We start from the raw sequence: 15262 nt of genomic DNA, 5'->3' as shown, positions 1-15262 counted from the left end.
TTCCGAGCTAATACTTTATACTAAATCGCTTTAAGGTAATTAACGCCTGTTTTAATTAAACCTCAAGCGCTTGCAAAAATTCTTCTATATTGGCAGCAAGCACATGATGCGTTTTTTTGCCTACGTACTCTAAGCACACTTCACCGCTGTGCAATAACACACTTACTAACAAATCATCTTGTGCTGTTAACCCTATAAATACTGTTTCAGGTTGTTTAAGTTTACGCTTCATTAAAACGTGGCCAGTTATATTTTGTTGCAATAAATCAAAGTCATCGCTATTCCATGCCTGTAACAATTCAACTTGGTGACCATCAATACTGGCTTGAATATTGCCACCATACATATGCCCATAAAGCGCATTTAAGCCACTTGGAAATGTAACATCCAATGCCTTAGCTAAATCATTAAGCGAGCCTGCAGGTTGCTGCAGCACAGCTTGCCACTGAATATTACCTTGTTGATCAACATTACCTATTTCACATGGGCTTGGCCATTGTTCATCGTGCACCATAAGTGGATGTTTTTGCGTGTTTTTTAAGGTTTTGTCATTAAACCTTTGGTGTAGCTGGGTTAACTGCAATACAACAGACATACTATGAAACTCATTTAAATTAGATATAATGCCGCTATTGTAACTATTTAAGGGCAAACATGACAGATTACAGCAATTCTCCCGACCTTAAAGGCAGTGTGTTAGGCCAATCAACTGAATATATAGATCAATATACTCCAAGCTTACTTTTTCCAATTGCACGCAAGCTAAATAGAGATGCTTTAAATATTGACGAAGCCGCTTTACCATTCAAAGGCCAAGACATTTGGACTGGTTACGAGCTGTCGTGGTTAAACGCCAAAGGCAAGCCGCAAGTCGCTATCGCTGTATTTACTTTTGCCTGCCAAAGCACTCATCTTGTTGAATCTAAATCGTTTAAACTGTATTTAAATAGCTTTAACCAAACTCGATTTAACAGCCGTGATGAAGTGAAACAGCATTTAGTTAAAGATCTAACCGCAGTGGTTAACAGCTTAGTACAGGTAACTTTATACAATGCAGATGAGTATAACTGCCTTCCTTACACCCCATTACCTGGTGAGTGTATTGATGATTTAGATATCGAAATTGATAACTACGATATTGACGCTCATTCTCTAAAATCGCAAAGCAATAAAACGGTAACCGAAACCCTGCATAGCCACTTACTTAAGTCTAACTGCTTAATTACCTCACAACCCGATTGGGCAAGTGTAATTATTCGTTATACAGGTGAGCAAATATGTAGAGAGTCGTTACTGCGCTACTTAATTTCGTTTAGAACCCATAATGAGTTTCATGAACAATGCGTGGAGCGTATTTATAGCGATTTAAGCACTCAGCTCAGCATTAAAAATCTTGAAGTTTATGCTCGCTATACGCGCCGTGGTGGCCTTGATATAAATCCGTATCGCTCAACTCATAATAACGACACGCCATTTGCAGTTAAAATTAACCGCCAATAAGCGTTTATTGTAATAAAAAAGGAGCCTAGGCTCCTTTTTTATTCACTACGTTTGGTGGGAATAGCCACAGCGCACACGTCTATATAATTAGCTGTATGTACAAACCAAGGCTCAGAGCGATTTTTTCTTGCCGCAATTAGGTTTTTAAATGCCTGTGAGTTTGTTTTCATCACTTTAAAAACACTTTTATCGCTGTTATTAATGTCTTCAAGTACTTGAATATCTGTTATTGGGTTAAATTCTTTATCATTGCGAGCGGTACGCTCTAAGCGGTTAACATGCTCTATACCCTCAAGTACGCGTCCAAATACAGTGGTGTTTTTATCTAAATAACGTGGCGCTTGCCCTATAGTGATAAAAAATTCGGTGCTTGCACTATTTATATCGTTATCTCGCGCCATTGCAAATATGCCGCTGCAATGCACTTGCCAAGTTTGGGTTTGTAGTGCGTTTTGAGCAACCGCAAAACCATTTAAAAAACCAGTTATAGGTGCATAACCATCACCTTCAAGGGCTGTAATTGCCAGCGGCTGTTTAGTGGTTAAATAAAACTCGGCCAAAAGTGATTTATTTGCAGTCTTAATAATCTTTTTAGCACTGCTAGCACCACCTTGAGCTACAAATCCCTCAACAAAGCGATAAACACTTGTTCCTTGATAAAAGCCTTCTCGCGCAAGTTTTTTAATGTTTTTTACATGCTGTGGAGCAAGCTGCGGATTAAGCTCAATATAAGTGGCGCCTGTGGGTAAGGTTATTTTTAAAATATTTTGCGAGTTAACCACTCGCCACTCGTCCTCGGCGGCTTTAGTAATAACGTCACTGGCAGTGTGCTTTATTTTAGGCTCACCTTGTTGCGTGGTAATGCTTTGTTTATATTGTCCAGCACAGCCGTTTAATAACATCGCAGCGGCCACTGTTAACAGGTACTTTTTCATCAATTAGCGCCTTATTATTATAGTTTTACATTAGGGTCTTATCCTTAAGCTTGGTTATTACTTGCTAACATCTGCTTTAACCTGTAGTTATTAGTCCCAATCAAACTTATAAAGTATATCTACGTTTTGATATAGCCCACTAGTTATTTCGATATAAAACTGCGAAAGCAGCTGATAACGTATTGCCACTTCACTAAGGGAGTCAAAAATACCAACACTGTATTTTACTTGTAAGCTCGGTGCCACATAGCCTGATATTTCTACTTTTGTTTGCTCACCACTGCCTTTAGAGGTAAGGCTAACATCCGACAAACCAAACGTTTCACCCACTTTAGAAACCAGCCCTTCACTGCGGCTAACCCCCTGCGAAAGTAACAACTGAGTGAGCATAGCATCGGTGGAGCTATCGCCCTCGCCTAGTGGTTGGCCATTGAGTAAATAGGCCAAAGCTTGTGCCTGATCCATCGCTGGCTCCGAAAACACTTTTAGCCTGGGTTGCTCTATATTACCTGTAAGCGTTACCCCAGCAATAACACCATTGGCGGTGTTTTCGGGATTACGAATGGCTTTAATATTTAAGTAAGGCTGCTCTATTGAGCCACTAAAGCCAACCTGGCCGGTACGAATTAACAAATCTTGGCCAAATGCTAAGTATGTACCGTTTACTAACTTAAGCTCGCCTGTGGCAATAATAGGAGTTCCTTGGCTCATTTTAATCGCCAAGTCGCCTTCTACTTTAGATTCTAGACCGAATGATTCAATTTTCACGTCATTTTTTACAATCAGTTTTAAATCTATATCGTAATCAAATGGCACTTTTTTAGTCGCTTTGGTTTTTTGATCAACGATTATTTCGTCATCGCTAACTTGCACAGCGCCCTCTGGCAGCTCTTCTATTTCAATTCGCCCATAAGGGACAATTACTTCACCCACAAGGTTTATTGCGTTGTTAGCCAAACCAATTTTTAAATCTGGAGATACTTTAAAAACGACTCCTTGCTGAGCACGTACATAAAATTGCTCACCTACTATTGCAACGTTAACGGCTGGTTGTTCACCTTGCCAATCTATGTCGCCATTTAATTTAATATTCCCGCCTTGGGGATCTGTTAAAAGGCCTTTAATTGTTGCTGTCGCTTTGTTAAATAAAATACTCACATTCGATTTTTCAAGTGCTATTGGTAGTTGTTCACCTTGTAAATTAATATCATCAATATTTACTTCACCTTCAAGGAGTGGCTCTTTTAATGTACCTGCTAATGCAATTTTACCGCTAATATTGCCTTTGAGCTGCTCAATAGTGTCTAAAAATGGCTGCAAGTTAGAAAATAATATTTTATCTATGTTTACATTACCGCTTAACGCTTGCGTGTTTTGTATGTCATCTACATTAATTTGCGTGGTAATTTCACCTAACACGCTAGAGTTTAAGTTAGCTGTTAATTTACCTGTTTGAGAATCAGTAAATGCATTCACACTAAGCGTTTCTATTGGTAAACGAAAGTTATCTTCTTCGGAATTGTATTTGGCTATTAAGTTATTTGAATTTAAAGAAGCGCGTAATGTTTTCAGCGCACTCGCTTGCCAGTTTGCAACAAATTCCCCTGTTAAAGCGCCTTCTGCACCAACATTATCTGGTAGTAAATGCTTTAGTTCCTCAAGTACTAAGTTGTTTAATTTAGCATTGAATTGACCTAACTGTTTATTTTGCGACAAAGTGTCGATACACAACTCACTTTGTGCAGATTGCCAGCAGTGCTTACTTACATCAAAATCGCCTGTTTGGGTGTTTACGTTAAGTGTAATTTTTTTACTGTTGTTAAAGCTTAGCTTTTTATCGCTTAACTGCACATTGCTCAATGCACCTTGCCAAATCGCATTGGTAAGTTGACCATTAACTTCAAACTCAACTGCACCTTGTTGCGCATCAACAGATGCGGTAAGTTGATGATCTTTTTTATCCCCTGTTGCATCTATTTTTACACTGTTAATTTGTTGCTCAGCAACTAAAGCCGAACCAACATCTATTGCAATATTAGTTTGCCAATCGGCCGCTGTATCAAGATCAGCTTTAACAGATAACTTACTTATATTTATTTCATCAAAAATAAAACGTTCCAGCATTAATGCTAAGTCAACCGACGGTGTTAACCTTTGACCTCTAAGGGCTATATTGGCCTTACCATCTGCAATAAATGGCATATTAGCCTGCTCATCACTTTGTAGTGTTATATTGCCATCTACTAACCATTTGCTATCTATTTGGCCATTGAGTTCTAATTTATTTTTACCACTGCTTAAATAAAAACTATCAATATTAGCTTTTAATGCATTATCTAGCCTAAAGTTTGCGGCAAACTCTAATGGCACGTCGTTAAGTGTGCCGGTGAGTTTGGTATTATTCATTTTCAGTTGCCAAGTATCCGTTTGTGCATTAAATGAGCCTTTAAACTGCCCAGAAATATCACTCGTTACTGCATCTGTTAAGTATTGCGCTTTTAAATGCGATAGCGTCCCTGCAAAATCTGCTTGTATACCTTGTTGCCAGTTAACATTGGCATTTATTTTTGCAGTGCTGTCGTTGGCCTTAACCGACAATGTAGAAAGCTGTGCATGGGTAAGCGTGCCCGTTAATTGTGTGTTTAAATCAACGGCCGGGTACGCGCCTAACTGGCTCGTTGCAGTTAAACTAAGTTGATAGTCATCTGCGTTGCCCTGCGCACTTAAGTTAACCTTACGTAGCGTTAACTGCTCGCTTTGTGCGTCGATCAGCCACTGGTTTATTTTGCCTTTAACTGTAAATGGGTAGTTTGTTTGCTTTAAATTAGCATTGGCATTTAAACTAAGCGGAAATTGCCCGGTGGTTTCTAAATCAACGTTTAAATTTGCCAAGTCGCCACTGAGTGATAAGTCAGCTTGGTGTTGCGGGCTTTTTAATACAATATGACCTTTTAGCGGCATATTACCTGCAAGCTCTGTGTTAAGTTGTGTATTTAATTGCCACTGCTGATAACGAGCCGCTAAAGAATATAAATTTATTTTGGCATCTTCTACAGTCATTTGCAGTGCTATATTTTCTATCTCATAGTCTTGTTCGCCCTGCTGTATAGCCACTTTATCAATATCAAACTGCTCAATGGTTATATCCAGTGGTGAAGTAAATTCGATATTAGGCAGTGCAGGAAGCTGCGTAATTGCCGTTGATGCTGTTTGTGATTGCTGGGATTGGGCTTGCTCTTTTAGCGTAACCAGTATTTTAGGTATGTTTAAGCTTTTTACTACAAGCTCTGATCCCATCGCTTTTACCGATAACTTAAAGTTATCAACACGCACGTTGGCGCTTGGGTGTTCTAAAGTAAATACTTTTACAGCTATATTTTTAACAGCGATATTAAAAGGTAAGGTAATTTTAGTTAGTGGCTCAGATGGCTCTTCTGCAACTGCTTCAGTTGATTGCTCCAAAGTTAAGGCCATTGTATTAGCACTTAAATTATCAATGCAAATACCGTCGCACTGCCACCAAAATAAATTAAGCTTTAGTTGCTGGGCATTAAAATCTACCCCGTTATTGTTATACCTAACATTAAATACATCGTTATATAAAAACCGACCGTTTTTAATGTCAATATTTAAACCATCAACCAACTTGTTTGCACTATAAGCAATAAATTGATTACCGGGTGCAGTAAATAATATACAAAATACGGTTATTAGCAGTATGACTAAAACAGCACTGACACTTGCAGTTATTTTTTTAAATACAGTCATTAAATTTCAGGCCCTATAGTAATACTCAAACGGGTGCTTTTACTTTCTTTGGTAAGTCCCCAAGCGTGGTCAATTCTAACCGGACCTACAGGTGTTAAATAACGAAAACCAAACCCAGCACCTACTTCAAATCTATCCGAAAAATCATTGGTTGCAGTACCTCCATCTACAAATAAAGCAACCCGCCAATTTTGCGCAAACTGATAGTTGTATTCTGCAGTACCAGAGACTAAGTACTTACCCCCTATTAGCTGCCCTTCATCGTTTTCGGGTGAAATTGATTGATACGCAAAACCACGCACACTTTGATCGCCACCAGCAAAAAAGCGCAGTGAATACGGCACATTAGCTATATTATCGACTAACATGGCACCTAGGTTCGCTTTTAAAAACACTAAATGGCGGTCTAAATAAGTTCTCAGCCAAGCGTTTTGTAACTGCACGCGGATCAAATTAGTACTAGAGAGTACATCTTCTACGCCAAACTCTGCAGATATTAACCACTGTTCGCCCCAATAAGGGGTTGTTCCCCCTTTTGATTTTTTACGTGCATAACTAATACCCGGCATTAACATTTCACTGCTTTCTTCTTCGTCGTCACCTATTCTATATGTTTCATGGTCGCGGCGTATAAAAGCGGTACGCACCCAGTTATTATCAGTTAACCATTGGCGTTGTACTTGCCCGGTAAGTATTTCACTATAAATATTATTAGCTAATTCATCCTCAAGTTTATAACCAACCGAAAAACGCCATAAATCGTCATTAGGATCATCCTCTGGGATTGTATAAGCCATTGAAATATCTTGTTGTCGCTCAGACACATTTAAGTTACTTTCTAGGTAATGGCCATCTTGCGTTATCCATGGTTTACTCCATTTAAAGCGCACTTTGGGGCCTAAGTCGGTACTAAAGCCACCACCCACTTCATAGCTATTTGCAGGTTTATGTAATACATCTACTTTTATAGGTACTTGGTTATTTTTACGTTCGGTTATATCTGCATATACTCGTACACTAGTAAAATAAGGCGTGCTTGATAAATCAAGATTATAATCGGCTATGTGGGTCGATTTATAAGGCTGCCCTTTGGCAAAAGGCGCTAAAGAACGAATATACTTTTCAGCAGGTGTATCGCTAGCAATTACAATATCGCCAAACTGATAACGCACCCCAGTTTCAATAATAAAAGTAACTTCTGCGCTATGTTTCCCCAAAGATACTTCTAGTTTACGCGCAGGCCATTTAGCGTCAAAATAACCTAGCTCTAACAGCATTGATTCTATTTTTTTATGCGCGCTGTCATAATGTCCGTGGTTTAAAATATCTCCCTGCTTTAGGGTAATATTATTAATTACTGCCAATAAAGCGGGGTCCTGCTTGCCAGCCCCCTTTACACTAATATTTATTGCAGCGATGCGAGTAGCTGGCCCTCGCTCAACTCTAACCACCAAATCACGCTCATCTTTATCAAAGTTAACCTCTACTTTAGGGCTGTAATACCCTAATGCTTTAATACTATTCTCGACTTGTTTTTTTGCATAGCGGCGCAGGGTCAAGGTCGGCTTTTCACCTATAAGTTGTTTTAAATAAAGCGCAACATTTTTTTCTAAATCGTCATTTATCCCTTTAATCTCATAATCTTCTATTACATTTTCAGAGGCAACAGACTGAGCACTCAGAAGAATGCAAAAAATAAACATGTAACGCAAAAACTGATTAAACAAGTAAATATCCTTACCTTTAATTCTTAAAATATAACGATGCATCAACTCTATAATATCATAGCCGTAATGAGCCTTACATTAACTTAATAGCTACCCAGTGACATAATATGCAATCTATAATATTAAAATTAGTACGCTTTAAGCGTTTATTTTGGTTACAATAGCCCTAACAAGTACACAATAATTTTAATGAGTTTTTTAATGCAATTTCCTGATGACGAAAATGGCCAACTTTTAGCTGAAATAGCCGCCGCTGGTATTGATTTAAGTAAAATGCACCAAGTCGATTTTTATATTTTATTTGAGCAACAAAGCGATGCAGAAAAGTTTGCCAAAGAAGTAGTAGCCGATACATTAGTACAGCATGCTGAACTCGAAAAATGCCAAGACACTGGCGTATGGGAAGTAATTACTCAAGTACAAATGGTTCCTGAGCACACTCTATTAGGCCAAGCTGAGCAATACATTGAAAGCATAGCTAATAACTTTAACGGTTACGGCGATGGTTGGGGATTAATGGACGCAGAAGAAGCTTAACCTGCATTGCCATACTAAATTATAAATCAGTTAAACCTAAGGGTTTAACTGATTAGCTTTTCTAAAACTGCCTTTATAATCAAATAGCTTATCTGCTACCTTCCAACCATATTTTTTACTTTTACGCGCAATTACAAAGTCGGGCGCAATTAAATCTAACTGTGCGTTAATTACCTGCTCTGCTGTTTTAAATTTTACGGGTGCTTGACCTTGGCCTACCCGCTTACCAAATTGCCGATTAAAAATATACGCCGCCCCTTTATTTGCAATATCGTAAACTTCATCGCAACTTGCACCGTCTTCGTCAAAATACGTTACTTTAATCATCTCATTTTTAAGCTGCGTTACACTTAACCCACTACAGCGAAGTACGAGTGCATCTTTTAAGTTTAAAGCATTGCGTAATTTATCATCAGGGTCGGCCATTACCGCACCGCAATCATGGCATTTACGTGCGGCTATATCGTTTTGCGCACCACATTCATCACACTCTTTAAAGCGAAAACGATAATCGCACTGCTCTTTATTACCTTCATCATCTTCTAGCAAGCCCTTACAGCGCCTACCAAAGTGTTCAATAACCTTTCCTGTAGAGTCAGTTTTACCCCAATAAATATTAGCAAAGCCACAGCCAGGACAAAGCACTTGTACCGGCTCGTTATCGCTATCGCCTTTTTTATCGCCGACCTCAGGGTGAAACAAATCAAAACCATTTCCGGCATAATCAATCACCAAACAATCTGTTTTTGACTCGGCTAATCTAAGTCCTCTGCCGACAACTTGCTGGTATAAACTCACCGACTCAGTAGGGCGTAAAATAGCAATAAAATCAACATGAGGTGCATCAAAGCCGGTGGTGAGTACCGATATATTAACCAGGTATTTTAATTGCTTGGCTTTAAATTGCTTAATTATTTTATCGCGTTCGCTATTAGGTGTGTCACCTGTAATTAAGGCGCTTTGCTGATGAGGTAAATAGCTTAAAATTTCTTCTGCGTGCATAACCGTAGCGGCAAAAATCATAATACCTTGGCGGTTTTCACTATATTGTATTACTTGTTGTAAAATGGCCTGCGTTGCGCGTGCGCTGTTTTTTAATAACGCATTCATATCCTCATTAGTATAACGGCCAAATGCGTCACTGGTTAACGCCGAAAAGTCGTAATGACTAATCGCCGCATCCACTTCATTGGGTGGCGTTAAATAGTTATGTTTGATCATATAGCGCAGCGGTAATTCAAAAATACAGCTTTTAAATGGGCTGTCTTTATTGCCCCGCACAAAACCATGATAGTGATGATGATAAATCCACCCCATACCTAACCGATAAGGCGTTGCCGTTAACCCTAATACTTTTAATTGAGGGTTATGCGCTTGTAAGGCATTAATAACTTTACCGTATTGACTTTTTTTATCACCATTAACTCTATGGCACTCATCAATAATTAACAGTGAATAATGCTCATTAAGCTGATCTAAATTACGCGATAGCGACTGCACGCTGGCAAAAGTAACCTGATGGTTTAACGATTTTTCTTTTAATCCTGCCGAAAATATACTCGCCTCAAGCCCAAAGCTTTTATATTTTTGTGAGTTTTGCTCTACTAACTCTTTAACATGCGCCAGTACTAATATTTTTTGTTTAGCTATACGCGCAAGCTCAGCAATTACCAAGCTTTTACCCGCGCCAGTAGGTAATACAATCACTGCGGGATCATTGGTTTTTCTAAAGTGTAAAACGGTACGTTCAACCGCCTCGATCTGATAAGGTCTTAGGGTGTAGGTCATGAGATAACAATTAAATTTTAATGAGGGATTTTAGCAAATAACTTAACTTTAAAGGTAATTATTAATTACGCGGTTTTTAAATCGCATAATTAAAACTCATTTTAATGGGGAATACTACGATAAAACATTTATATCTATTAAATGATAGTAATAGGCGTATCACTAGCAAAACTATCTGTGCGGATACGAGAGCCTAAAACCTGAATTTTTTCTACTTCTTCTACAACTTCACCTTCTTCTGCCGCAAATGAACTAGCTGAAAATAAAGCTGTTGATGCTGCACCAAAAGCAATCGCTAAGCGAACAGCTTTTGAAACTTGATTATTTAACATTTGATTCTCCCTATGTTTCTATTTTATTTTTATCATTTTTTATGAAAAATAAAGCTACGGTATTCTGCATAGCATCTACTTTCAATTAAAGAGTATTACTAAGTACACCATCAGGTCAACACCCAGTTAACACAAAAGAGCTTTTGTTTACATGTGTTTACAAAGCGCATGTATTCACATAAACACAATAACTAATATCTGATAAACAATTTACCGCACTTTTTGTGGGTACTAATACCTATCTACAATCGAGTCTTTAGGGGTATACGTACCAATTGATAAAAATCAGATTTTCATATTTGGCGGGGCATAGAGCAAAAATAAAGGTATAGAAGTAAAGGTAATATTACTTATAATTAATCTCTGTATTATGTTTGGTTTAGTAATTATTAAGCTAGCTTTTACATTAAAATTGAAAAACAGCCCATACTAAAGCAGTAACATATTACTAACTAAATAGAACAATTGAGTTTAACTGCACAAAAGCGTAATAGTAGCTGCTACATATCTACAAAGTCACTTAGCGGATTAATAACTTTAAAGCTTATATAAAATAAGCAGAGGGACAGAGGTTTATATGCCTCAAGTCAGAAAGATAACTATTTAAAACAGACCGCTACAGTATTAATAGCCTGCAGGCTGTTGCGTTATTAATGAGGGGATTATTGGTTATAATAAGCAGATAGTAATTTACAATTCTTTTTTACTTAATTTAAACAGCAATGAAGAACTACATAGCTATTTATTATTGTACTAATTTACACTTTTAAATTAGTACAATACATTCAATGTTAAATTTACTTTCGTGCTTTTATAACCCAACAAAAAATACCTGCGTCTATTTTCATAACATCGAACTCGTAGCTGGACCAATTATCTTGCAGAAGGGTTTTTATATACTCAACATCTGAGTTTGACCACGATGCGGCTTGTTGATCTTGTAAGCGAAGCTGAAAAGAATATAAATTATCACGGAGTTCTTCTACTCTTTTACTGTCTGTTTGCGGCCAATCAATGATCGCTGGAAGTAGCTCTTTTACTAATAAATTAAACCAGTCTAACTCATCTTCACTGTTGCATTTACTCTGCTGATATTTTACTTGCTGTAACAGGTTTGCATTTTTTTGCTTAAATTGAACTTGTTGCTCAGCAGTGGGCTCTATTTTGTTTGTAATAGTCTGGCAAAAATCAGCAAAGTCCTGCAGTTGCAATAACAAACCATTGTCTTTACTTAAGTCTTTGAGTACTTTTAACCCAATTTTACAATCTGTAGAAATAAATGAGTCTTGATGATGTACTAACGCAATAAATTCACCATTAGGTTTTAATGCCTTATTTACCGCTAAAAGGGCGGCGGCGGGCTCTGCATACTCAAAACCAAATTGACTTATAACACTATCAAATTGAACGTTCTCAAACGCTAAGGTTTCAGAGGGCATATTGCCATAAAAATGTATTTTTTCGAGGTGTTTGTAATTAGGATCTGAGGAGGCATGTTGAGATAATGGTGCTATGTTTGCCGCGTCTGATGCATAAACATCAAAACTTGCATTAAATTGCTGTGCTAAAACAGCCAGTCCACCATTCCCGGTAGCTAGGTCTAAAATTGTAGTTGATTCAGGTAGTGATTTAAAAATAGTTTGCCAAAAACTTGCGACAATGCCTTTATAACCTTGGCTGTGCTCCCCTTCTGCAAAACTATTAAGTGATTTGGTCCTTGACCAGTATGAATTCCAATGTTGCATTTTTTACCCATAAAAAAAAGGTGGGTTTTAAACCCACCTTTTTATTTAACTTATTTTATAAATTAAAACGATTGTGAGAAACGTAAGTACGTAACACGACCGTAAGCATCATATAGGTCGAAGTTATAGTTACGACCACCGAAGCTGCTTAACTGTGGCTCTTTTTCAAATGCGTTTTGCATACCAACAGAAACCTTTGTTCCTGTAGGGAAGCTATATGTCGCTTGTAAATCATGTGTGATCCACGTTGCAATATTACCTGTACGCTCAACACCACCACCGGCTACTTGCGATACATCTTCATACTGAGAACCAATCATGTTGATGTTCCAAGTAAAGTCAAAGTCTTGTATTGCATAGCTATTTGACAATGAAGCACGTTGCTGTGGTTCACCAGTGTCTTTAAGTGTATTACGACCACCATCAATTTTACTTTCAAACTGATGACTAAATTGTAATGTTTGCTTTAACGTACCCGCTGCATCAAAGTCAAATGTTGTGTTTAAATTTACATCTAAACCACTAATTTCCCATTTACCTTCGTTAGCATAACCCTGAGTGATAAGGTCAATACCACCATTGCTTAAACGTGTAACACCTAAACCTGCAGGAATTGGGTCGCCTGTTTGTTCACGAGTCAGAATGGTAGTAGCACCAAAGAAACGGATCATGTTAGAGATTTCAATCTCATAATAATCAGCAGAAAAGTTTAACCAATCTGTTGGTTGGTAAGCTAAACCTAATGAAATCTGCTCTGATGATTCAGAACCCATTTCAGCGTTTGCTAAAGTAATTGCACTTACTTGCACATCACAACCGGCCTGTAAACCTAAGTTAAGACATGACGGATCATCAGATACACTTGGGTTACCTGGAGCTGGTTTAGCTGTAAGGATATCCAATGTAGGTGCGCGGAAACCTTCACCATATGATGCACGTAGCACTAGCTCTTCTGTTACATCATACTTTACTGAAACTTTAGGTGAAAAATCTGAACCATAATCAGAATAATCATCGTAACGACCTGCTAATGTAAACTCTAGGCCTTCCATAACTGGGAATAAAGCTTCAAAGTAAGCACTAGTTAAATTACGACCACCACCAGCACTATTACCAGCAGAACCACCTACTTGACCAGCTTCTGATAATGAATCGTACGTATCAGAATAATCTTCTTTACGGTATTCAAGACCAACAACAGCTTGTAGAGTTCCACCATTCATTTCCATTACATCAAATGCAGCAGAGCCAAACACTTCTTCTTGTTGGAAAGTACCAATTCGTGATGTAGTTACGTTTAAACCGTTTAGTAGTTTAGCATAATCACTACGTTGCTCATTTGTAGTAAAACGAGTACCGAATGGGTCATTTAGCATGTAGTCACCGCTATCAACTGCAGTTCTTGCATTTGAACCCATTAAATAACCACGGCCAATTTCATAGGTTTTAGTTTGGTTTTTACGTGCACCAAAATCAACAAAAACATTACCGATTTGACCTTCAACACTAATCATAAAGTCTGTAGACCAGTTGTCAACTTGACTATCACGGTTACCTAATGCAGCAAAACGATGACGGTATCCAACTTCACGAGCACCTAGACCATCTGAAGGAGCATCATAAAATGGGCTAGCTGGGTTAGTTGGGTTATTTGGGCTATCAGCAGACATGAATGCACCAACACCAGCGTCATTCAATGATGGCGCGTAACGACCAAAAGACTTAGTTTTTGATACTAGAGTATGCGATAAGATTCTCCAGTCATCATTAATGTCATAATTAGCTTTTAAGAACGCTGATGTGTTTGATGTAGAAGCTTCGTTAGCATTTGTCGCGTTAAAGTTATATGCACAGAAATCATCACCTAGTGAGAAGAAGTTTTCGATTCCATCACAAGCACTAGCTGATAAAATTGAACTTAAGCCACCAGAACTTGGCTCGCCATCAGCACCTATACCATCGTAGCCACTTGGTCTTACCCAGTTTGCGCCAAAGCTTGAAGCACCAGGTTGTACCCATTCGTAAGCATTTTCATAAATAATGTCACGGCTGTTCCAAGAAACACCACCAATTACAGAAGAGTTATCGCTTGAAGCACCAAATACTACAGAGCCTTCTTCACGGTCACCACCATCTTCCGGTAAGCTTACTTCTGAAGCACCGATACGCATTTCAATACCGTTAAAATCTTTTCTGGTAATAATGTTAACTACACCAGCGATAGCGTCAGAACCATATACTGCAGAAGCACCATCAGATAAAATTTCAATACGCTCAACCGCCGCCATTGGGATTGAGTTCAAATCTTGTGAGTTACCAGTTGAAGGTGACTTAGGTAAGCGACGACCATCAACTAAAATTAGTGAACGTGAAGCACCTAAACCACGTAAGTTAATTTGCGAAACACCTTGCGCAGAACTACCAGACTGTGGACGAAATGAACCCGCCGAGTTAAAGCTTGTATTACGTAATAAGTCTGAAACAGAAGTTTGTCCTGAAAAGTCAATCGCAGCACGATCGATAACAGTTACAGGTACAGAACCTTCTAGGTCAGTTCTTTTAATACGTGAACCAGTAACAGCGATACGCTCTACTTTTTCTACGCCTTCTTCAGCAGCAATTGAGCTTGCTGAAAATACAGCTGTTGAAGCTGCACCAAAAGCGATTGCTAAGCGAACAGCTTTTGAAACTTGATTATTTAACATTTGATTCTCCCAAGAATACTATTTTATTTTTTATATTTAATCATCTGATTACGAATAAACAATGATTATGCAACCAATGATAATACTATGAGAACAGAAAGGTCAACATAAAATTAACTTTAAGTGACCTGTCATTATCATATATCACACTTAATCACCGCTATTAGTACTGGCCGTTTACAAAAAGTCTTTTGGTAAGTGCGATACAAATTAAAAAATAAAAAT

Annotated in this window: 9 protein-coding genes and 1 pseudogene; 2 read left to right on the top strand and 8 right to left on the bottom strand. The window is 38.1% G+C overall.

Features of this window, described 5'->3' with window-relative positions; translation table 11 throughout:
• Positions 1-55: 55 nt before the first annotated feature.
• The gene (gene syd, locus I6E78_RS06075) at positions 56-595 is read right to left on the bottom strand and encodes a SecY-interacting protein (RefSeq protein WP_089368970.1); all 540 of its coding nucleotides are present in this window, start codon (positions 593-595) and stop codon (positions 56-58) included.
• Between the two features lie 59 nt (positions 596-654).
• On the opposite strand from syd, the gene queF reads away from it, so the two are divergent.
• Positions 655-1500 carry an NADPH-dependent 7-cyano-7-deazaguanine reductase QueF gene (gene queF / locus I6E78_RS06070; RefSeq protein WP_197182157.1) on the top strand — a complete coding sequence of 282 codons (846 nt, stop codon included), beginning with the start codon at positions 655-657 and terminating at the stop codon, positions 1498-1500.
• A 38-nt stretch (positions 1501-1538) separates the two neighbouring features.
• Here the strand turns inward: queF and I6E78_RS06065 are convergent, their stop codons facing one another.
• The 3 genes from I6E78_RS06065 to I6E78_RS06055 form a co-directional block, all read right to left on the bottom strand.
• On the bottom strand, positions 1539-2435 hold the full coding sequence (locus I6E78_RS06065) for a peptidylprolyl isomerase (protein ID WP_197182156.1): 897 nt from the start codon (positions 2433-2435) through the stop codon (positions 1539-1541).
• A 90-nt stretch (positions 2436-2525) separates the two neighbouring features.
• Positions 2526-6203, bottom strand: coding sequence for an autotransporter assembly complex protein TamB (gene tamB / locus I6E78_RS06060; RefSeq protein ID WP_197182155.1), 3678 nt, complete (start codon positions 6201-6203; stop codon positions 2526-2528).
• Positions 6203-7930, bottom strand: a complete 1728-nt coding sequence (locus I6E78_RS06055; RefSeq protein WP_041454736.1) for an autotransporter assembly complex protein TamA — start codon at positions 7928-7930, stop codon at positions 6203-6205. Before I6E78_RS06055 ends, tamB begins: the two co-directional genes overlap by 1 nt.
• Before the next feature lie 201 nt (positions 7931-8131).
• Here I6E78_RS06055 and I6E78_RS06050 point away from each other — a divergent pair, with 201 nt between their 5' ends.
• Complete coding sequence (locus I6E78_RS06050) at positions 8132-8467, top strand: ribonuclease E inhibitor RraB (RefSeq protein WP_011328642.1); 336 nt, start codon at positions 8132-8134, stop codon at positions 8465-8467.
• A 36-nt stretch (positions 8468-8503) separates the two neighbouring features.
• On the opposite strand, the gene I6E78_RS06045 is transcribed toward I6E78_RS06050, so the two are convergent.
• From I6E78_RS06045 to I6E78_RS06030, 4 genes and pseudogenes are all read right to left on the bottom strand, one after another.
• Positions 8504-10255, bottom strand: coding sequence for a DEAD/DEAH box helicase (locus I6E78_RS06045; protein WP_197182154.1), 1752 nt, complete (start codon positions 10253-10255; stop codon positions 8504-8506).
• Positions 10256-10395: 140 nt separating this feature from the next.
• Positions 10396-10587 (bottom strand): annotated as a pseudogene (locus I6E78_RS06040) (hypothetical protein); the annotation flags it as partial.
• 797 nt (positions 10588-11384) lie between these two features.
• Positions 11385-12332 (bottom strand): class I SAM-dependent methyltransferase, encoded by a 948-nt coding sequence (locus tag I6E78_RS06035; RefSeq protein WP_197182153.1) that lies wholly within the window; start codon positions 12330-12332, stop codon positions 11385-11387.
• Between the two features lie 62 nt (positions 12333-12394).
• Positions 12395-15037 (bottom strand): TonB-dependent receptor plug domain-containing protein, encoded by a 2643-nt coding sequence (locus I6E78_RS06030; RefSeq protein ID WP_197182152.1) that lies wholly within the window; start codon positions 15035-15037, stop codon positions 12395-12397.
• Between the last annotated feature and the right edge of the window lie 225 nt (positions 15038-15262).

Origin of the sequence: Pseudoalteromonas sp. NZS127 (assembly GCF_015864805.1) — a bacterium.
GTDB classification, from domain to species: Bacteria; Pseudomonadota; Gammaproteobacteria; order Enterobacterales; family Alteromonadaceae; genus Pseudoalteromonas; species Pseudoalteromonas nigrifaciens.
This window is presented reverse-complemented; position numbering and strand designations above follow the sequence as displayed.